Genomic DNA, 19,633 nt, shown 5'->3' on the forward strand with positions numbered 1-19,633 from the left:
TACTCCTCGCTAAGTACTTCTTTTTTATTGCAATGGGAGCGAGCCCATTTAATATTTTTTAATCTCGTTGAGTAGAAGACCAATAGTTTTCAACAGCTGCAGGGTTTGCACTCCAAAGCTGTTGGGGCTTCTCATCTTCTGGTTGATTTTCTGCCTTCACTTGCTTGGCGGGTACAGGCGGATTTTGGCTAATATATTTGATCAAATCTTGTTTACTCATTTCAGGCTCAGCATCAGGATCCTGAATCAATTCAGATTCTTTCTGCTTGGGTGGCTGAGTCTCTTTACTGGGAGTATCCGTTGATTTATTTTTATCAATCACGGTTGTACTTTTATTGCTGGTATTGGTTGACTTATTCGGATCAGTGATGACAGTAGATTTTTGGACTGCAGCGACCTGTGAAACCGAGTTCAAAGCTGAAGTATTTTGTTGCTGGCTGGTCTGATATCGATGTAATGCAACCGCACTTCTCGTTAAGTTGAGCTGTCCATATTCGGGTGGAATAACCGCACGGCAACTTTCAAATGCATTGGGTGGGATGACCTGACTTAATAATTCAAAGGTCGCTAAATTCAACATTTGGCGTAAAGCAAAGTTGGTCGCCTCGCGCTCACCCTTCCCGATCTGAATATTCAGTAAGGTGTGCCCGACAAATCGACCTGCATTAAGCCCATAATCTTGAGCAACAATTTGCTTTTGCAAAGATACGTTCGCAACAACTCGGCTCGTTCTGGTATCAGTTAAAGATAAATCCAGACCAACCATGATGCGGGTTTGACTATATGTAGGTCCGACACCCGCAATTTGCATATCCAAACCACCACCTGGGATAAAATCCAAGCTATTGATACTGCCCGTGACATAATAATCTGAAGCCTGAATATTTTTGGGATCACGAATCCCCCACTTTGCTTCACTTTCAATAATACGGGGATCTCGTCGATTAAGTAGGCTCACACCTGCTTGGAACAAGGCCGACTGCACCATATCCCCTGCACCTTGGGTGACCATTTTTCCTGTACCACCATCGGTAACCAGATCTTTACCAGTCTGATCTAAAATCGCGCCGACAGAGAAATTCACATCATTCCGTAACCGCCCTTTTAAACAGGACAATGCCATATCAAAAGGGGTAAAAATATCGGTAATGGGCGGGCCTTGCACCAAAGTGACTGGTTTTTTGTTAGAGAGTGCAAGTCCCGTACAAGCTGTCAAAACTTGACTCATGACAAGCACAACACTCATGGAAGAGATGGTTTTTTTAATTTGAAAATTCAACATAGTGTGGCTCCCGTCAGGGTGCCTAAATTAGGACATGCTTGATTGGCTTTATTGGTTGTTGAATTAACTTCTGACTCATTCTGTGCATCAGCAGAAATACCGACATTATTGTCTGAACCCGTAAGGTTGACATTGCTGGTCGAGGAGTTAACTGTGCCGATTGAACTTGTCGATGTGGAGTTACTATAAATTGTAGTTTTCCCAACGCCATCGTAATAATCGGCTTCTTTCAATTCAATTAAATTCGCTTGAGCTAAATGTTCTGCTGAACGTGTTCTTGAAGGTTCCCAGCGCTGACTCCATTCATCTGCCGCATAGGAATTATGTAAAAAAAATAAACAACACAATCCTATTCTTATCACTGCTATTTTCATGACTGTGACCATCCATTTTGACCTACTTGCGATTTTTATTTAGCGCATCCAATCTCGCCATTCTGATAATCTGAAGTAAATTAAATCACAGTTATAAAACTAAAAACCGTTCAACATACAAATCAGTATTATATATTTAAATAATACTGAGAATATCTCATTGTTTTAATATTTATTAACCAAAATTAGTGACAGCGTTTAAATTGTAAAAAATTATTAAAATAAAAGCTCACAAAACCACAACTAAAAAAATCAAATTAAAAATCAAATTAAAAAGGCTTTGTTGCACAAAGCTGTTCTTAAGGGCTTCTTCAGCAATATAATTTTCAAATGAAGAAGCCTACACAAAAAATCTACCGCACAACCAATTGGCCCGCATATAACCGAGCTCTCATTAATCGTGGGAATATTGCCATTTGGTTCGATCCAAAGACCCAGTGGTATGCACAATCACAAGGCAAGCATGGTCGAAATCAAACTTACTCTGACACCGCTATTCAATGCTGTTTAATGATCAAATCTTTATTCAGACTCTCTTTACGCATGGTCACAGGTTTTGTTCAAAGTCTGATTAACCTTTGCGGATTAAATTGGACAGCACCAGATTACAGTACGCTTTGTAGAAGACAAAAGCATATTGATATTCAAATTAGCTATGAGAAGAGTTGCAATGGACTGCATCTACTCGTCGATTCCACGGGCTTGAAGTTTTTAGGTGAAGGTGAATGGAAACGTAAGAAACATCAGCCTGAATATCGTCGCCAATGGCGTAAATTACATATTGGTATAGATGCTAAAACCCTGCAAATACGCGCTATTCAGCTCACAACCAATAATGTCAGTGATTCACAGGTACTTGGTGATTTACTTAATCAGATTCCACAAGATGAGCAGATTGACTCTGTTTATACCGATGGAGCTTATGACACCAAGAAATGCCGTCAGGTCATTGCAGATAGGCAAGCGCATGCGGTGATTCCACCTAGAAAAAATGCGAAACCATGGAAAGATACAAAGATCAGCTCGCTAGAGCGAAATGAATTACTTCGAACAGTTAAACGTTTAGGCAGGACACTATGGAAAAAATGGTCAAGCTATCATCAGCGAAGTTTGGTTGAAACCAAGATGCACTGCATCAAATTATTAGGCGATAAACTCAGTGCTAGGAATTTTGACAGCCAAGTGAATGAGATCCATGCACGCGTAGCCGTATTAAATAAATTTACAGAATTAGGCAGACCTCATACCCAAGTTGTAACCTAAATTTTAGCAACTTAGGAAAACTCTGCCGTCAAAGGCTTTATGCAACAAAGCCAATTAAAAATCAAAAACATATACAAATAGCGTCGAAAAACATAATAAATTAAAAATTAAATCAAATGATTCAAAATAAACTTTTAAAAAAATTACTATAAAAATTAACCATTATTTCATTTTAATATTATAGAAATAAAAATCAAAAACTGCATTTAATAAAACCAAATTAAATACAAAAAATAATCACATAAAATATTAACTACATGATTTAAATTATTATATGTATAAAAAATTATTACAAAAATTGAGATAAATTCAGCCAGAAAATTACTAAGAAAAACTACACAATTAAAGAAACTCTTCCAGTACTGAATTTAAAAACACATGCCCCTGCTCAGTACAAGCCAAACGAGTTTCATCTTCCAGCATTAATTTTCGACTGCGCAATGAAGCTAAGGTTTCAGACAAACCCTCTAAACTTAAACCTGTACGCTGTACATAATTCTCTGCCGCTACACCGTCATTTAAACGCAAGGCATTCATCATAAATTCAAACGGTAATTCATCTGCTTCAATCCGTTTAAACTGCACATGCTCTGCAGGCACTTTGGCTAAATAATCTTTTGGCAAACGGGTCTTCTGAAAACGGTAAACACCATCTGGCATCGTGACTTTGGCATGAGCCCCAGCCCCAATCGCCAAATAATCACCAAATTGCCAATAATTTAAATTGTGTGCCGAAGGTAATTCTTTACGCCAAGCTGAGACTTCATAGTTGATAAAACCCTGTGCTTTTAAATAGGCTTCACCCTGTGCCTGAATTTCTTCTAGCACGGTATCCACAGGTAAAATGGGTTGAGTTCTAAAAAACACGGTATTGGGTTCAATGGTCAGTTGATACCACGAAATATGTGTTGCACCACTTTCTACCGCCAGTTTTAAATCCAATAAAGCTTGTTCCAAAGTCTGCTCAGGCAAGCCATGCATTAAGTCAACATTAATCCGTTGAAAACCAGCATCTCGCGCTAAACCGATCGCCGAAATCGCATCGTTATTGCTATGAATTCGCCCAAGTTTTTTTAAATGCTCGCTATCAAAACTTTGCACGCCAATGGACAGACGATTAATGCCTGTTGCCAAATAATCAGCAAAGGGATCATGTTCTACCGTACCTGGGTTGGCTTCCAGCGTAATTTCACAGTCATCTTCAAAAGGCAGTAATGCTTTTAATTGGCTAAATAACCAAGCATAACCTTGTGCAGAAATCAGCGATGGCGTACCGCCACCAATAAAGACACTATGAATGCTACGACCTTGAGCAAATTCAACCTGAGTTTTAAAGTCTTCCACTAAGGCCTGTAAATATTGTTGTTCCAAATCTAAAGACAGTTTGCCATCAGGCACCGCATGCGAGTTAAAGTCGCAGTACGGACACTTACGCACACACCATGGCATATGGATGTATAAAGACAAAGGAATATTGGCAGGATGTAAATCAGTCAAGGAGGAGACTCTAAAGCACAGCGAAAATCCTGCACATTTTAACATGACTGCATCAAGACACTTATGAAATCTGTGTGTATTTGCATTAGACTGATAAAAAGACAAGAAGAATGAATAGGTTGAAATGATAAAAATATCGAGCCAATTGCTGTTTTTCTTACCGCTCGCCTTCGGTATAGGCATTGCCATGACCTTTCAAACCGCAATTAACTCGCAACTCAGAGAACATTTACACTCTCCGCTTCAAGCTGCCTTATTGTCATTTTGTATTGGTACCATTGTATTGGCACTGTTAACCCTGTTACAGCCTGTCAACAAACCGACTTTAGAGGAATTTTCCAGTATTCCTTGGTACTTATGGCTGGGTGGCTGCTTGGGGGTTTATGCCATCAGTATAAGCATCTATACTGCCCCCAAATTAGGTTTTCTCACGTTTTCAGGTTTGGTGATTTTTGGTCAAATTCTGACTTCGATGATTTTTGACCACTTTGGTCTACTTGGTACCGACAAAACGCCTGTGAATTGGCAGCGTTTACTTGGTGGCGTCGTAATTTTTATTGGTGTGCTTCTCACTTTACAACGCTGAATTTATTCTGACCAAGCACATAATGAAGATGAGTAATTTTTGTGTCGAATGTCATATCTACCCGCTATGAATTAAAACAACTTTTCCATTTAATGTTGCCAATTTTGGTGACGCAATTCGCCCAAGCCGGTTTGGGCCTGATTGATACCATTATGGCAGGGCATCTTTCTGCGACTGATTTAGCTGCAATTGCCGTGGGTGTTGGTTTATGGATTCCTGTGATGCTGTTGTTTAGCGGCATCATGATTGCCACCACGCCTTTGGTGGCTGAAGCCAAAGGGGCGCGTACCCCTGAAAAAATTGCCACGATTGCCCGTCAGTCCTTATGGGTCGCCTTTATTCTAGGGACGATTGCAGGGCTGATTTTACAGCTCATGCCATTTTTACTGCCCTTATTTGGCGTGCCTGAAAGCCTGCAACCCAAAGCCAGCCTGTTTTTACATGCCATTGGTTTTGGTATGCCTGCCGTAACCATGTACGCTGCTTTGCGCGGTTATTCCGAAGCTTTGGGTTATCCACACCCTGTGACAGCCATTAGTCTGTTGGCGTTAGTCGCACTGATTCCCCTGAACTTTGTGTTTATGTATGGTCTGGGTCCAATCCCTGAACTGGGCAGTGCGGGCTGTGGTTTCGCGACAGCGATTCTACAATGGCTGATGTTCTTTACCCTTGCCAGCTACATTTATAAAAGCAGTGCTTACCGTTCTACACAGGTGTTTGCGCTGTGGGAAAAGCTTGATCAGTATTGGGTGAAGCGCATTTTAAAACTCGGCTTGCCGATTGGTTTAGCCATTTTCTTTGAAGTCAGTATTTTTAGTACTGCTGCAATTATTCTCAGTCCTTTGGGCGATACCATCGTTGCAGCGCATCAAATTGCGATTTCGATTACCTCACAGTTGTTTATGATTCCCATGTCCTTGGCGATTGCTCTGACCATTCGGGTCGGCACCTATTATGGTGAGAAAAACTGGGCAGCGATGCGTAAAGTACAATATGTCGGACTGGCTGCGGGCACCTGTTTCGCCCTGATTACCATGCTATTGCTGTGGTTACTACGTGCTGAAATTATTGCAATTTACACCTCAGATGATGCTGTTACGCAGATTGCCATGTATCTGGTGCTGTTTGCGATTGCCTACCAACTTATGGATGCTTGGCAGGTCAGTGCTGCGGGTTGCTTACGTGGGATGCAAGACACCAAAGGTCCAATGTGGATTACCATGCTGGCGTATTGGGTGGTGGCTTTTCCTGTCGGCATTTATTTGGCGCGCTTTACCTCCATGCAAGCCGCAGGGGTTTGGGTCGGTTTGATCGTCGGACTCAGCGTTGCCTGTGTACTGTTGCTCAGCCGCTTGTATTTGAATAATCATCGTCTGAAGCAGACTGTTTAAGCCATTGTTATGATGACCTTGAGCGTCTTGTTCAGGGTCATTTCAGCCTCCTTCAATTCTCATCTTTATCTTTAAACCATTCAGATTACAACGTAGTTCATCTTTCATTTGTTTTTTTCCATTTGAAAATGCTCCAAGACACCATACAAAAATACTGCGATAAACACATCCAAGGCTGAATTCGACCAAAGGCTTAACTCCAGCTACGCATTTTTAACAATTTAAAATAGGCAAATCCAGATTTACCCCCTATGATCAAAATACCCCTGACCGAGATCATTCCGAGGAACACTGCATGGCCAAAACGACTCATACATCTGGTCGTCGCTTTATGAAACTTGCCAGTATGACGGCAAGTATTGCCACCAAAACCGTGTCCAATTCCATTAAAAACTTCAATGCCGATGAAGAACAAAAAAATGCTGCGCGCAGCAAATTGTTTCAGGACATTGGGGTGCAAATTGCCGACACGCTGGGGGAAATGAAAGGCGCAGTGATGAAAGTCGGTCAGATTGCCTCGCAATATAAAGATATTTTCCCGCCTGAAGTGGCACGTGCCATTGCCAAACTGCAACGCCAAGCCCCTGCCATGCCCTTTGCGGAAATTAAAAAGCAAGTCGAGAAAGAGCTGGGGAAACCACTCGATCAGATCTTTAAACAGTTTGATGAACAGCCTTTTGCAGCCGCTTCGATTGGTCAAGTGCATAAAGCCATCTTGCCGCATGGGGAACAGGTGGTGGTCAAGGTGCAATATCCAGGGGTGGATGAAGCCTGCGAAAGCGATCTCAAACAAGTTCGACTCGCCTTGCGTTTGATGGGTGTTTTAAAGGTTGATCGGAAATTACAAGATCGTTTATTTAAAGAAATCCAACACAGTTTGGACAATGAACTGAATTATCAGATTGAAGCGCAGAATCTGGAAGTCGCGCGCACGTTCCATGAAAAACTCGACAGCAAGATCATTATTCCGAAAGTCTATCCAGACTATTCTTCACGACATATTCTGACCCTAAGCCTAGAAACAGGTGAGAGTATTGAAACCGCAAGCACATGGTCACAACAAACCCGCAATGAATTAGGGCGACGTTTACTGCGTGCCATTGGGCAAGAAATTTTTTATCTGAAGCGCTTTCACTGCGACCCTCACCCAGGCAACTTTGCCTTCCGTGAAGATGGCAGTGTCATTATTTACGATTACGGCGGTGTGAAAGTGCTGTCCAATGACATTGTGCATCATTTCAAACAACTCATTCAGGCAGCGCGTCGACAGAATGTTGCCGAAATTGAACAGCAGCTTGATGCTCTACACGCGATTGCTGAACAAGGCAAGTTCCCTGAAAACCTTTATCAAGCATGGCTGGAAGTGCTGATGCGTCCACTGACCACGCATTATGATTTTGCAGAAAATTCAGCGCATCATGACGGCATGGAGCTGGTGAAATCCTCACTGAAATATTGGGATGTGTTTAAGCCTTCTCCTGATACTTTAATGGTGAATCGTACTGTGTCAGGACATTATTGGAATCTGATTCATTTAAAAGTGAATGACAATTTAAATGATGTGTTTGAAGAGTTGGTCCCGTCTCCACACGGTTAAATTGATGCTTAAAAGGTCGCTGGCAACATCGACCTTTTTATTTGGCTTATTTATGTTATATTATAACATATCAATTAAACCCCATCAGGGAGTCCACCTATGCGTCCAAATATCCATCCTGAATATCGTGAAGTACTGTTCCATGACACCAATGCCGATGCCTATTTTATTATTGGCAGCACCTTACAAACCAAGCAGCAACGCGAATATCAAGGTCAAAGCTATCCTTATGTCACTTTAGATATTTCCAGTGCCTCACATCCTTTTTATACTGGTGAAGTACGTCAAGCCAGCAATGAAGGTCGTGTTGCCAGCTTTAATAAACGTTTTGGACGTTTTCAGCGTAATCGTTAAAAATTAATCTTGCTTTAAGTTTGACGTTCTAAACTACAACCATTCAGAAGTCTAAGCCCCTATCCTCCACTTAGACTTCTTTTTTTATGTTTAAGCTTTGAACTGGAATAACTGAGAAAAAATTAAATAACCAATCGCCAGAAAAATTACCCCAAGAATCACACTGGAAACCGCATAGCCAACCGCCCACATGACTTGTCCTTCGCGCAATAAATTGAAGGTCTCGAGCCCGAAACTGGAAAATGTGGTAAATCCCCCCAAGATGCCGACCATCAACAATAAACGGGCTTGATTTTGTAAAGTGGGATATTGCAAACTCACGGCAAAGAACACGCCTGCCAAAAAGCAACCCAAAATATTGATGCACCAAGTTGCCCACGGAAAGGTCGAGCTGGATTTAATTAAGTAACTGCCCAATCCATAACGAGAAACAGCACCGATTGCACCACCCAAAGCCACTAACAGCCAATTCATGCCTTGATCATCTTCATGCAAATAAACCCTGTTATCCTCTTCCCATCCCCTATTGTCAACGTTTACGCCCTAAAATACCGAATCAATACTGAGAAAAACGCGCCGAATTTGGATAAAACTTGTTATAGTCAGAACCCATTTTCTACTGTGTTTGAGGACATTATGGCTCAGGACTTACTTGCGCAATTACAATCAGGTGAAGCGAAATTTGCAGATGTATTGGCGTATATCGAAGCACGTTATACCCATACCCCAACTGCATTCAAAAATGGACAACACAGCAATGCGGCAACTGAAAACCAAGGCAGTGCTAAAGTGTTTTCTTTTGCAAAATTGAATGATTTAAATCCTGAGCAAACTTTGTCTTTATTTGCAGAACATTACGCTGCGGTATTGGCAACCCCAGAAGCGACAGATCACCAAAATATCCGCCAGTTTATGCAACACGGCTGGGCAGGCATTGAATTTGAAGAGCAAGCATTAACCGCAAAATAATTGTTGGTTGATTTGTCCCCGCACTGTTCAGTTTGTTTTCTTGATTCAAAGCGCAGACTGAGCAGTGCATGGCTTCCTTATTAGCCTTTAACTTTTTCAATCCAGATGATCGAATTCACGCGGAATAACTCACAAGCGCCATCGCCTGTGTCGGTCGGTGTTAAAGAGGAACGCCAGACCAAGTCTTTGTCTTTAATTTCCACCAGTTCGCCCTGTAAACGCACCAAATCCCCGCGTTTTACTTTTTGAATTTGCTGTGCAATCTGCGGATTGGCAGGAATAATATGCATATTCGAAACCATCTGCATGGCTTGCTCAGTCGGTACGGGTACTTTATCCATTTTCCAGTTCAGAAAGCGATCATACTGATTGACCGAGATATGCCGTGCAATTTCAGGTTCTGCAAACAGGCCCCAACTCACCGCATAGTCGATGGGGGAAAACTTGGCTTGTTCATCATCGGTATAGGTTTTAGACCCCAAAATTCGGAAATCACCCCGAAATGGCTGTAACACCGAAATGGATTGATCTTTGGCAATCGGTGCCAAACCTTTGGCAATATTATATTCAATTGAAGATGCCATTGAGCCTGTGCTCAACATACTCAAACCCAATAATGAAAGTGCAATGAGTCGAATGTTCATGGCTACCTCTTGCAATGCTTTTAAACCTGTTCTAGTGCCAATCATACGCCTGAATCCAAGCTTAAAATTTGCAGAATTGGTAACAATATTGAAGAGTTTGGTCACGGCAAACCCGCTTGGCTACTGTTTAAAATGGATGTATAGCGCAATGCTTTATCAGTTTTATCAACAACAGATTTTTCCGCATTTACTCAATCAGGTCATGCAAACCGCGAGTTTGATGGATAAACGCAGAGAACTGCTGCTGCCCGTCGCAGGGGATGTGCTGGAAATTGGCTTTGGCACAGGCATCAATTTGCCGTTTTATCAAAACGTTGAAAAGCTGTATGCATTGGAACCGAATCAAGATATTTTTAAACTGGCGTCCAGCCGCATTTTTGAAAGCAATCTTGAGCTACAGCATTTACAAGCCAGTGCCGAGCATATTCCGCTTGCCGATCAGTCCATCGATCATGTGGTCAGCACTTGGACTCTGTGTAGTGTGCAACGGCTGGATCAAGTCTTGAAAGAAATCAAGCGTGTCCTGAAACCAAATGGCACTTTGCATCTGGTTGAGCACGTTTTAAATACCGAAAATAAAAAAATTCGCCAGCTACAACATCTAATTACGCCCATTCAAAAACGCTTGGCTGATGGTTGCCGTTTGAATCGCAATATTGAGCTAGCCTTGAGCAAAGCAGGTTTTCAACTAAGCCAATATGATTATTTTTATGCTGAGGGTATTCCGAAAATTGGACAACAAATGTTGTTGGCACGTGCACAGAAACCCTAATATCGCATTCCAATCTTTTAAGCAATCACCTTAATCTGGCTGGCTCAAGTCTCTTCAAAATCAATGCGGATGGTTTCAAAACGAATCCGCCCTTGCTGGATGGCTTGGGCAATCGCCTGTTGCCCTTTGGTCAGCCGTGCGCCGCCACTTTTAATATCAATCAATACAATCTCGACATCATCCGCACTGCCTTGCCCATCGCGTAAATCGGTATAGCCATCAAACACCACATAATCGACAGGATCGCCTAAGAATTTGGCATCACTGGGTAAATACTGAAATTCAGGCAAAATCGGCGCAAACTGTTCCGCCATCTTGCCCTTTAATACTGCACGACTGGTATTCACACTGCGTTTTTGCGCCTGACTCAAAGCTTGCTGATGTTTCAGTTGTAGCTCTGCAATATAGCGCTCATATTCGGCTTTAATTTTCCCATTTCGGGTTTGACTTAAAATTAAAGTCGTCAGTACCACACCTATACATGCCCCAATCAGCATTGCCATCCAAATCGACATGCACTCATCCTAATTTCGAGTAAATTTTGCTTTACAACTTTTGTCCTGTGCCCTCGTCTTGGCACAAAAGAATGATATGCTAGGACTGAACAGAATTAAATCTTTAGGGTCATGAAAACAATTTTAATTGCCAATCAGAAAGGGGGTTGTGGGAAAACCATCACCGCGATTAGTCTTGCCGCGGCCTTAGCTCAAAAAGGCTATAAAGTGGCGCTTGCCGATGCCGATAACCAAAAATCTGCCCGTCAGTGGCTGAAACAACGTCCTGAAACTGCGGCCAATATTCAAAGTTTGGATTGGCGTCAGGACAAGTCGGTCGGTGAAAGCCCCAAGCATATTGAATATTTGGTGATTGATGCACCTGGGGCATTATCGGATAGTCAGGCTGAGCAACTGATCAGTGAAGCACATGCCATTATCACCCCCTTGCAGCCGTCTTTTTTCGATATCGACAGTACTCGACGTTTCCTGAAACATTTACAAGACATTAAGCGTATTCGTAAAGGCAAGGTACAGATTTTACTGCTGGCAAACCGTGTCAAAGCCAATACCTCAGGCTCGAAAGAAATTCAGGAGTTTTTCACTAAAATTGAGCAACAACCTGTGGCATGGATTTCTGAACGCACGGCCTATGGTCAGCTGGCGATGCAAGGTTTATCGGTGTTTGATAAGCCGCAGAAAAACTATATTACCCTGCAAAATCAATGGCAACCCGTATTGAATGCCATTATTGATGATCCGAGCGAGTGGTTCTAATTTTTCAAGATGTGTTCGCCCGCTTCGAGATTATGTGAAACTTACCGAGCACTCATGTTCGCGTGTGCTGTTTTCGGTTAAGATGAGTTTGACCTTTAAAATGAATCAGTGAAAATAGTGCAACAATACGCGCCGACCATACAGAAAGTCTTATTATTCGGGTTGTTTTTTATCCTGATGTTTTTGGGCTTTCATGTACTCAAATATTTTATTGTTCCTGTGCTGTGGGCCAGTATTATTGCCTATATGACTTGGCCGTTGTATCAAGCTATTTTTCGTGCCTGTGGTCAACGCTCTACACTCAGTGCGACCCTGATGATTTTAATCATCATTTTAGTGGTTGGCGTACCACTGACGTTTGCTATATTCATCTTGCAACATGAAGGGCGTAATCTGTATTACGAACTGCAAAAACAGGTCTTTTCTGGGCATGTCAATGTGCCGCAATTTATCCGTGACCTGCCTGTCATCGGCAAAGAAGTGACCCGTACCCTAAAAGATTTAAATCAAGATCCGAACAGCATTATTCAGAATATTTCCGACTGGATTCAAGGGCATCTGAATTACGGCAAAGCACTCCTGAATGAAGTCAGTAAAAATATTATTAAGCTGTGTTTTGCCGTGATGTCCTTGTTCTTCTTTTATCGAGATGGACACACCATTTTAACCCAGGTCAGTAAAGCGTTAGAAATGGTGATTGGTCCTCGTGTACATCATTATATCGATACCATTTCAGAAACGACGCGTGCGGTGGTGTATGGTGTCGGCTTAACTGCGGTTGCACAATCGGTATTGGCGGGTTTGAGCTATATGGTTGCAGGTGTACCCAACCCAATGGTGCTCACCATCGTCACCTTCTTGCTGGCACTCATTCCTTTTGGACCGCCTTTGGCGTATACCTCTGTCGCACTCTGGCTGTTTGCCCAAGGTCAAACCATTGAAGCCATTGGTGTCATGGCTTGGGGGGTGTGTATTGTCAGTACTGCCGACAACGTGATTCGACCTTTGGTTATTTCAGGGGCAACCCAAATTCCATTCCTGCTGATTATGTTCGGGGTTTTAGGTGGTCTTGCCAGCTTTGGTCTGGTCGGACTGTTTATTGGTCCCGTGATTCTGGCGGTGTTATTGGCCATCTGGCGTGAATGGCTACATGAAACTCATGATGATGAAGCCTTAATCATGCCGAAAGCCACACTGGCCTATGATCTGGATGATGACTTTGATCCTCCCAAAGATCCACCTAAGTAAAGATTCTCTTTAAGCCAGTTGTATGCCAACTGGCTTTTTTATTGATGAAATTCATACAATCCTCTACGCAATCCATACCCTAGAGTCCGCCAATCTCTGATTAAATAGGAATCATTTACAAATAAAACTTCATAAGGACAGTAAATGCAAACTTCTTTGTTTAAAACTGGAGTATTGGCTGCCTGCGCATCCCTACTGATGGTTGGATGTAGCACCACCCCAACCCAATCCACAAGCAATATGAAAACCGTCGAACTCAATGCAGTTTCGGCAGATGGCATTGGTGCTTCAGTCGGTACCGTCACCTTACAAGACAGTCCTGTGGGCTTAATCATTCAAACCAATTTAAGTCATTTGCCGATCGGACCACATGGTTTCCATATTCATGAAAAAGGCTCGTGTGAACCTGCTGAAAAAGATGGAAAAATGGTGGCTGCGTTGGCTGCGGGCGGACACTACAATCCGACCCAAGTTGCTCATCACGGTACCCCAATGACAGGACATCTAGGAGATTTGCCTGTATTACATGTCAACTCTGCGGGGCAATCGCAACTCAAACTGATTGCGCCACGCTTAAAACTGGCTGACATACAAGGTCATGCCATGATGATTCATGCGGGTGGAGACAATTATTCCGATCAACCCAAACCCTTGGGGGGTGGTGGAGACCGTATCGCCTGTGGTGTCATTTAAGATCAACTGTGGATAAGTTAGCGGTTATACACAAGCCTAGGTTCACAATTTGAACCATGTTGATAAACTGAAACTTATCCACAATTTTGCCAAATTTACGCACTGCTCTACAAAAATAACTCCCCTAAAGTTGCCATGTCCAACGAGAAAATAGCATTCAGTTGGACGCCATCTTTCATCAGCAATTGACAGTCCGACTAAAAAAGTTCAGGCTAACTGAAAAGCAAAACAACCGATAAAGAACAATATTGTGAATCCTGTGCGTCAGTTTTTCTCCAATTCAATTTTGGTATATTGCCTGCAAATCTTGATTGTTTTAACAGGCACAACGCTAGGGTTGTTCTACACAGGGCATCAACTTTTAATTGTGCCTGTGACTTTGGGTGCCATTGCCGCAGCCCTCACGGATTTTGATGATCGGCTCAGTATTCGACTACGCAATCTGCTTTATGTCTGTCTTTTATTTTTCAGTGTCAGCAGCATCCTTGAATTTTTAGCTCCTTATAAACTGCTGTTTATTTTGTATTTATCTTTGTCCAGTGCCTTGCTGATTTTACTGGGTGCGCTTGGGCAACGTTATGCCACCATTTCTTTTGGCACCATCCTGCTCTCGATTTACACCATGTTTGGTCTGGGAGAATATCAGGCGTGGTATCAGCAACCGTATTATTTTGTCTTGGGGGCAATCTGGTACGGGTTCAGTTCCATTCTGTTTTATTTGCTCAAACCGACTCAAGCCGTGCAGGATAATTTGGCGCAAAGCTTTCAACAACTTGCCACACTCTTACAGGCAAAAGCGCGACTGTTTGACCCCGATAATATTGAGAATGTCGAAAGCCTGCTGTTTGAGGTTTCCCTACAAAATACGCAAGTGGTGCAACGTTTAAATCAGTGTAAAGCTTCTCTCTTGACCCGTTTAAAAGCCTCACGGGCCAATCAAAAAACCATTTACTGGCTGAATCTGTATTTTCTGGCGCAAGATATTCACGAACAAGCCACCTCCAACTATTTGCACTATGAAAATATTCATCGCAACTTTAGCCGTACCGACTTAATTTTTCGGATTCAAAAAAATATCCGCTTGCAAGCCCACTCCTGTCAACAATTGGCAAGCTCCATTTTGCAACAACAGGCTTTTCAGCTAGATGCTTCACACGCCTCGGCTTTGGCACATTTAGATGCCTCGATGCAGAGCTGGATTCAGGACAATCCGCACAACATTGAAGTAAAAAATTTGGGCTTAGTGCTGCGCAATTTACACAATGTTCAAGAGCAGTTTGCCAATCTGGCAATCGAGCAAGATCATTACCAGCAGCATTATTCGACTCATCAAGACAATTTAAACCTGCTGGATGACGACATTCATGGCTTTCAGGATTTATGGCTCAAACTACGTCAACATTTAACTCCGCAATCGGCACTGTTTCGACATGCGGTACGCATCGCCTTTGTCTTTGCGGTGGGCTATGCCATTTCCTTGTTGCCCTTTGCCAAAAACGGCTACTGGATTTTACTGACCAGTTTATTTGTCTGCCAGATCAGTTATTTCGCTACCAAAAGCCGTTTGAAACTGCGAACTTTGGGCACAGTGCTGGGTGTGATTTTAGGCGTGCCGCTGCTGTATTTTGTGCCCAGTATTGAAGGGCAATTGATTCTGACCATTTTATGCGGCGTGGCCTTTTTCTATTTACGCTCGCAAAAATATGCGATTGCGACCCTCATGGCAACCTTAATGGTACTGCTGATCTTTAACCTGAAAGGTGCAGGTTATGACATTATTCTGCCAAGAATTATCGATACCCTGCTCGGCTGTTTTATTGCATGGTTTGCGGTGAGTGCCATTTGGCCTGACTGGAATTTCCGTAATATTTCTAAAAATATTCAAAACAGCAGTCAAGCCACACTGGATTATTTCACTGCCATTGTCGAGCAGTATCAACACGGTAAAGATAATAGTGTTGCCTATCGTAAGGCACGGCGCTTGGCACATAATGCGCAAATTGAACTGTCCAGCATGATTTCCAGTCTCAGTACCGAACCACAACCGAATCCTGAACTGATTCAGCAGGCTTTTCGTTATTTGGTCTACAGCCATAGCCAACTCAGTTATATTTCAGCTTTAGGGAGTCATCGGGAGCAGCTTCACGATCCGCAAATTCTGGAACTGATGCAGTGGTGTTTACAGACCTTGAATCATAGCCTGATTCAGCAACACGCCTTAGACCAAGCTCAGATCCAACGCAAACTGGATGAACTGCAACGCATGAGCAGTGACCCTGAACTGCCCGAACATTGGCAATTGGTACTGAAACAAATGAGCCTGTTACTGGAAACCTTGCCAGAATTATTAAGCCTAAAACAACGCTTGTTGGCATTAGACATTAAATAGATTTGGATGAGGCAAAGAGTAGGAATATAGAAGTGCATGAATGGTTGATGTCAGAATGACTTTCTGAATTGAAAGTTTTATCTATCGGCTAATTTTTTAAGTATAAAGATTCACCCATTTCAGCTAGAATCGAGATTCATTCTCAATTTTATTGTTTTGAATATGAATATTAAAACCTTGCGTGTTGTTGGTTTTCTGGAAGGCTTATCTTTCCTGCTGCTCCTGTTTATTGCCATGCCGTTGAAATATATTTGGGGCAATCCACTCTTGGTCAAATTTGTCGGCATGGGACACGGTATCTTGTTTATTCTGTTTTTAATTGTGCTGTTTGCGGTGTGCGAAAAACAAAAATGGTCAATTAAAATGTTTATTCTCGGTTTTATTGCTTCAATTCTACCGTTTGGACCTTTTGTTTTTGATCATAAACTCAAGAAATTTGAATCTTAACTGATGTCACATTTACCGTAAAAAAAATCCGCCAAACAGGCAAATATATGCCTGTTTGAGCCAAGTTTTCATGCCGAATTAAAACTCACCTTTGGCTTTACGCTCCAGCAAGACTTGTTGCAACATGCGCCGCGGAAAACTAAACCATAATGCAATCAAGACAAAACATGCCAAGCCATATGTCAGTAAATGGTACTGTTCATACAGAATGCGTACCGCTTCAATAATAAAAAAGAAACTGAACATCAGCAGCATCGACACCGCCGCAGCTACTGTCCCTTTCGAGACTTCAGAAGACATCAGCGCGAAACGGTACAGCACCGAAAAGCTGATCCCTTCACCAAAACTAATCAAAGTCATGCCGACAATTAAGCACAGCAAGAAATAATCTCGCCAGAAGATACCCGCTAAAATCAGCAGCGTCCCCAGCAGCATAATCGGTAAACCGATCATCACCGTTTTACCCAAAGCCAAGCGATCAATGATTTTAATCAGCACCAGATTGCCCGCAATCAGACCACCCAGCACAGGAAATTGTGCCAGACCGTATTGCAAACTGGTGAGTTTTAATTCTTCCACCAGCATCACAGGTGACAGTGCAATCCACAACATCAACGGCATACTGACCATCGGCAATGCCAAGGTTAAACCAAGAAAACGCTTATTTTGATAGATCCGTTTAAAGTCTGAAAAAATATAACGTACGGGCTGTTTCACTACAGCCTGTTGGCTGGCTGGCATTTTTGCTTTTAAACCAAACCAACTGAGAAATGCCAACATAGCAATGCCGATAAAGCCCCAATGCCATGACACATGGTCAATCAGGAAGGCACCTAAAACAGGACCCAGCAAAGGTGCCAGCAGGGAAATATTGGCCATCAGCGCCATGACTTTAATGGCATCCCGCTCTTCAAAGGTTTCTTGAATGGCGGCATAACCTACAGCGGAAATGACCGTTAATCCAATGCCTTGTAAAAAGCGCAGGGCCAGAAATTGCTCAATATTGTGAGTGAGTAAAATCAGTAAGCAACAGACGCTAAAAAACAATATACCTGTGAGCAGGACTTTTTTACGCCCCAGTCGATCTGACAATGGACCCAACAGCCAGGCCACACAGGCACCACCTAACAAATAAAAAGACATGGAAGAAGGTGCCCAACTGCTGCTGACACCAAATTCTTTGGTGATGGCCAGCATGGCAGGCTGAACTAAATCATTTGCGATATAGACGGAAAATTCGAACAGCACCAAGGCTAAAGGAAACATCAGCGTAGCGCGGTTCAAGGTGGTCGTTTGAACTTTTTGCATTATTTTCTACAGGTCATGATGGTCTGGTCGGGGTCTTACGCTATTTTTCGGGAGATAAGCGTCAGCCCAATGACCAGCACTGAGAGATTTATTTAAATTACGTTTTTTTGAATGCGCTTAGGTTAAGCGGCTTAATACACCGTATTCACAAGGTGTCTAAGACAAATCAAGCTATTTCAGTTGTGAGATTTTTTATCACTCAAGCTAGTACACCCACTAGGTCAAGTGGGTGTAGTGTAGCAGTTTATGCGTTGGGAATTGTAATTTTTTACATTAATCAAATGATCATACTCTCAAACTATTTTCTGCTCTTCAGCTTCTAAAAAATTAACTTCAGGATTTTCTTTAAATTGAAGCCACTTATTTTTCATCCACTGCTCAACTTTATCTTTGCCTAAAATAGCCAACAAATTATTGAGTAATGAAAATTTGGAATTTTTATCAAAGTAATAGACTGTAACTAGAACATTTCGATCTATGTCATCATTTAAGCTAAACAGATCAATAATATAGTCTTTATCTGAAATATCTAGTGAATGACCCCAGATACTTATATTCAAATTGAGTTTACTTTCTGTCTCGATTAAGTGTTGTCTTTCAAATTTCTTGGCTGTTGAGTCACGGTTATCAGAATCCTTCTCAAAATATTCAACCTTTTTCTTGTGACTCTCAACTCTCTTTAAGTATTCATCTAAAAATGAATAATTTGTTTCTTTAAATAATTTCTGATGATACTTAGTGAAACCGTACGCCTTTATTTTCTTTAATGCTTCATCTTCTAATTCAGCAATGCCCAAAACAATATTTTGATCGTCGCCACATCTGCCATGTAAATAATCAACCTCAATAGCATGATAAAGTCGTTGATAGGTATTGGTATAATTAAACGAGAAGATTTTATCAGGATAATTATATTCTCTAAAATTAATCATCAACCTATTATTAGGATTTAGTTTCGCAATTATTAAGCTTAAATATTGCTCAAAAATAACAATAAAATCATCCAACTGCTGATATAAAAACCCTAAGAATCCTGATGAATTAAATCCATTCAATAACTGTCCGCCATGACAAAACTTTGGATTGATATTATCTCTAAACATCACCTTGTATTTTGTTTCTGTGTGTAATGATATCGATGGTAATCTAGCCTTATATTCTTCCGTAGCTATAAAGTTAAAAAAATTTAATATTTTGAAATCTCTTTCTTTAATCCGGTGACCATCATCTTTCTTATGATCAAAGTATTCAAATAGCTCACTTGGTCTTTTAATTTTTTCAATCTCTAAAATACAACTCGCGAATGAGTTTAAAACCTCTTCAATTTTTAATTCAAAATCAATCCATGTTTTTACTTCTTTTAGGCTTTGTTGCACAAAGATTTGAAATGCAAAGCGCCCCTAATTGAGCCAAATTTAAGGCGTAACTTGGGTAAGTGGGCGACCTAATTCCGTAAATCTGTTAAGGACTGCTACACGTGCATGGATCTCATTCACTTGGCTACCAAAACTCCTTGCGCTGAGTTTATCTCCTAATAATTTAATGCAG

Annotated in this window: 20 protein-coding genes and 1 pseudogene; 12 read left to right on the top strand and 9 right to left on the bottom strand. The window is 41.8% G+C overall.

Annotated features, from left to right (window positions below):
* Window positions 1-58 precede the first annotated feature (58 nt).
* Both ACWQ4X_RS08750 and ACWQ4X_RS08755 read right to left on the bottom strand, forming a co-directional pair.
* Window positions 59-1,282 (bottom strand): CsgG/HfaB family protein, encoded by a 1,224-nt coding sequence (locus ACWQ4X_RS08750; protein WP_457903352.1) that lies wholly within the window; start codon window positions 1,280-1,282, stop codon window positions 59-61.
* Window positions 1,276-1,656: a hypothetical protein gene (locus ACWQ4X_RS08755; protein WP_457903353.1), complete on the bottom strand. Its 381-nt coding sequence runs from the start codon at window positions 1,654-1,656 to the stop codon at window positions 1,276-1,278. The genes ACWQ4X_RS08750 and ACWQ4X_RS08755 overlap by 7 nt, the downstream gene beginning before the upstream one ends.
* 330 nt (window positions 1,657-1,986) lie before the next feature.
* Between ACWQ4X_RS08755 and ACWQ4X_RS08760 the strand changes: the two genes are divergently transcribed.
* Window positions 1,987-2,919, top strand: coding sequence for an IS5 family transposase (locus tag ACWQ4X_RS08760; RefSeq protein WP_457903354.1), 933 nt, complete (start codon window positions 1,987-1,989; stop codon window positions 2,917-2,919).
* 342 nt (window positions 2,920-3,261) lie between these two features.
* On the opposite strand, the gene hemW is transcribed toward ACWQ4X_RS08760, so the two are convergent.
* Entirely contained in the window at window positions 3,262-4,416 is a 1,155-nt protein-coding gene (gene hemW / locus ACWQ4X_RS08765) for a radical SAM family heme chaperone HemW (RefSeq protein ID WP_457903355.1), read from the bottom strand.
* Window positions 4,417-4,540: 124 nt separating this feature from the next.
* Here hemW and ACWQ4X_RS08770 point away from each other — a divergent pair, with 124 nt between their 5' ends.
* From ACWQ4X_RS08770 to ACWQ4X_RS08785, 4 genes are all read left to right on the top strand, one after another.
* Window positions 4,541-5,002 (top strand): DMT family transporter, encoded by a 462-nt coding sequence (locus tag ACWQ4X_RS08770; protein WP_457903356.1) that lies wholly within the window; start codon window positions 4,541-4,543, stop codon window positions 5,000-5,002.
* A gap of 92 nt (window positions 5,003-5,094) precedes the next feature.
* A complete protein-coding gene (locus ACWQ4X_RS08775; RefSeq protein ID WP_457903374.1) occupies window positions 5,095-6,393 on the top strand; it encodes an MATE family efflux transporter in 1,299 nt (432 codons plus the stop codon).
* Window positions 6,394-6,688: 295 nt separating this feature from the next.
* Window positions 6,689-7,990 carry an ABC1 kinase family protein gene (locus ACWQ4X_RS08780; protein ID WP_457903357.1) on the top strand — a complete coding sequence of 434 codons (1,302 nt, stop codon included), beginning with the start codon at window positions 6,689-6,691 and terminating at the stop codon, window positions 7,988-7,990.
* A 99-nt stretch (window positions 7,991-8,089) separates the two neighbouring features.
* Window positions 8,090-8,344 (top strand): type B 50S ribosomal protein L31, encoded by a 255-nt coding sequence (locus tag ACWQ4X_RS08785; protein WP_100241878.1) that lies wholly within the window; start codon window positions 8,090-8,092, stop codon window positions 8,342-8,344.
* Between the two features lie 90 nt (window positions 8,345-8,434).
* On the opposite strand, the gene crcB is transcribed toward ACWQ4X_RS08785, so the two are convergent.
* On the bottom strand, window positions 8,435-8,818 hold the full coding sequence (crcB, locus tag ACWQ4X_RS08790) for a fluoride efflux transporter CrcB (RefSeq protein ID WP_457903358.1): 384 nt from the start codon (window positions 8,816-8,818) through the stop codon (window positions 8,435-8,437).
* A gap of 162 nt (window positions 8,819-8,980) precedes the next feature.
* Between crcB and ACWQ4X_RS08795 the strand changes: the two genes are divergently transcribed.
* On the top strand, window positions 8,981-9,313 hold the full coding sequence (locus ACWQ4X_RS08795) for a HopJ type III effector protein (protein WP_457903359.1): 333 nt from the start codon (window positions 8,981-8,983) through the stop codon (window positions 9,311-9,313).
* An 80-nt stretch (window positions 9,314-9,393) separates the two neighbouring features.
* Here ACWQ4X_RS08795 and ACWQ4X_RS08800 read toward each other — a convergent pair whose 3' ends face one another.
* Window positions 9,394-9,915: a hypothetical protein gene (locus ACWQ4X_RS08800; RefSeq protein WP_228151419.1), complete on the bottom strand. Its 522-nt coding sequence runs from the start codon at window positions 9,913-9,915 to the stop codon at window positions 9,394-9,396.
* 190 nt (window positions 9,916-10,105) lie between these two features.
* Here ACWQ4X_RS08800 and ACWQ4X_RS08805 point away from each other — a divergent pair, with 190 nt between their 5' ends.
* Complete coding sequence (locus ACWQ4X_RS08805) at window positions 10,106-10,729, top strand: class I SAM-dependent methyltransferase (RefSeq protein ID WP_457903375.1); 624 nt, start codon at window positions 10,106-10,108, stop codon at window positions 10,727-10,729.
* 44 nt (window positions 10,730-10,773) lie between these two features.
* On the opposite strand, the gene ACWQ4X_RS08810 is transcribed toward ACWQ4X_RS08805, so the two are convergent.
* The gene (locus ACWQ4X_RS08810; RefSeq protein WP_457903360.1) at window positions 10,774-11,244 is read right to left on the bottom strand and encodes a Holliday junction resolvase-like protein; all 471 of its coding nucleotides are present in this window, start codon (window positions 11,242-11,244) and stop codon (window positions 10,774-10,776) included.
* Window positions 11,245-11,355: 111 nt separating this feature from the next.
* On the opposite strand from ACWQ4X_RS08810, the gene ACWQ4X_RS08815 reads away from it, so the two are divergent.
* From ACWQ4X_RS08815 to ACWQ4X_RS08835, 5 genes are all read left to right on the top strand, one after another.
* Window positions 11,356-12,000, top strand: coding sequence for a ParA family protein (locus ACWQ4X_RS08815; RefSeq protein ID WP_100241882.1), 645 nt, complete (start codon window positions 11,356-11,358; stop codon window positions 11,998-12,000).
* Window positions 12,001-12,117: 117 nt separating this feature from the next.
* A complete protein-coding gene (locus ACWQ4X_RS08820; protein WP_457903361.1) occupies window positions 12,118-13,248 on the top strand; it encodes an AI-2E family transporter in 1,131 nt (376 codons plus the stop codon).
* Window positions 13,249-13,392: 144 nt separating this feature from the next.
* Window positions 13,393-13,941 carry a superoxide dismutase [Cu-Zn] SodC gene (gene sodC, locus ACWQ4X_RS08825; RefSeq protein WP_457903362.1) on the top strand — a complete coding sequence of 183 codons (549 nt, stop codon included), beginning with the start codon at window positions 13,393-13,395 and terminating at the stop codon, window positions 13,939-13,941.
* Between the two features lie 250 nt (window positions 13,942-14,191).
* Window positions 14,192-16,330 carry a YccS family putative transporter gene (gene yccS / locus ACWQ4X_RS08830; RefSeq protein ID WP_457903363.1) on the top strand — a complete coding sequence of 713 codons (2,139 nt, stop codon included), beginning with the start codon at window positions 14,192-14,194 and terminating at the stop codon, window positions 16,328-16,330.
* A gap of 162 nt (window positions 16,331-16,492) precedes the next feature.
* A complete protein-coding gene (locus ACWQ4X_RS08835; RefSeq protein ID WP_100241886.1) occupies window positions 16,493-16,777 on the top strand; it encodes a DUF3817 domain-containing protein in 285 nt (94 codons plus the stop codon).
* A gap of 78 nt (window positions 16,778-16,855) precedes the next feature.
* Here the strand turns inward: ACWQ4X_RS08835 and craA are convergent, their stop codons facing one another.
* The 3 genes and pseudogenes from craA to ACWQ4X_RS08850 form a co-directional block, all read right to left on the bottom strand.
* Window positions 16,856-18,085 (bottom strand): chloramphenicol efflux MFS transporter CraA, encoded by a 1,230-nt coding sequence (gene craA, locus ACWQ4X_RS08840; RefSeq protein ID WP_457903364.1) that lies wholly within the window; start codon window positions 18,083-18,085, stop codon window positions 16,856-16,858.
* Between the two features lie 293 nt (window positions 18,086-18,378).
* Window positions 18,379-19,461, bottom strand: coding sequence for an AbiH family protein (locus ACWQ4X_RS08845; protein WP_457903365.1), 1,083 nt, complete (start codon window positions 19,459-19,461; stop codon window positions 18,379-18,381).
* A 39-nt stretch (window positions 19,462-19,500) separates the two neighbouring features.
* A pseudogene (locus ACWQ4X_RS08850) lies at window positions 19,501-19,633 on the bottom strand (IS5/IS1182 family transposase); the annotation flags it as partial.

Source organism: Acinetobacter sp. NigerLNRRAM0016 (assembly GCF_054112845.1).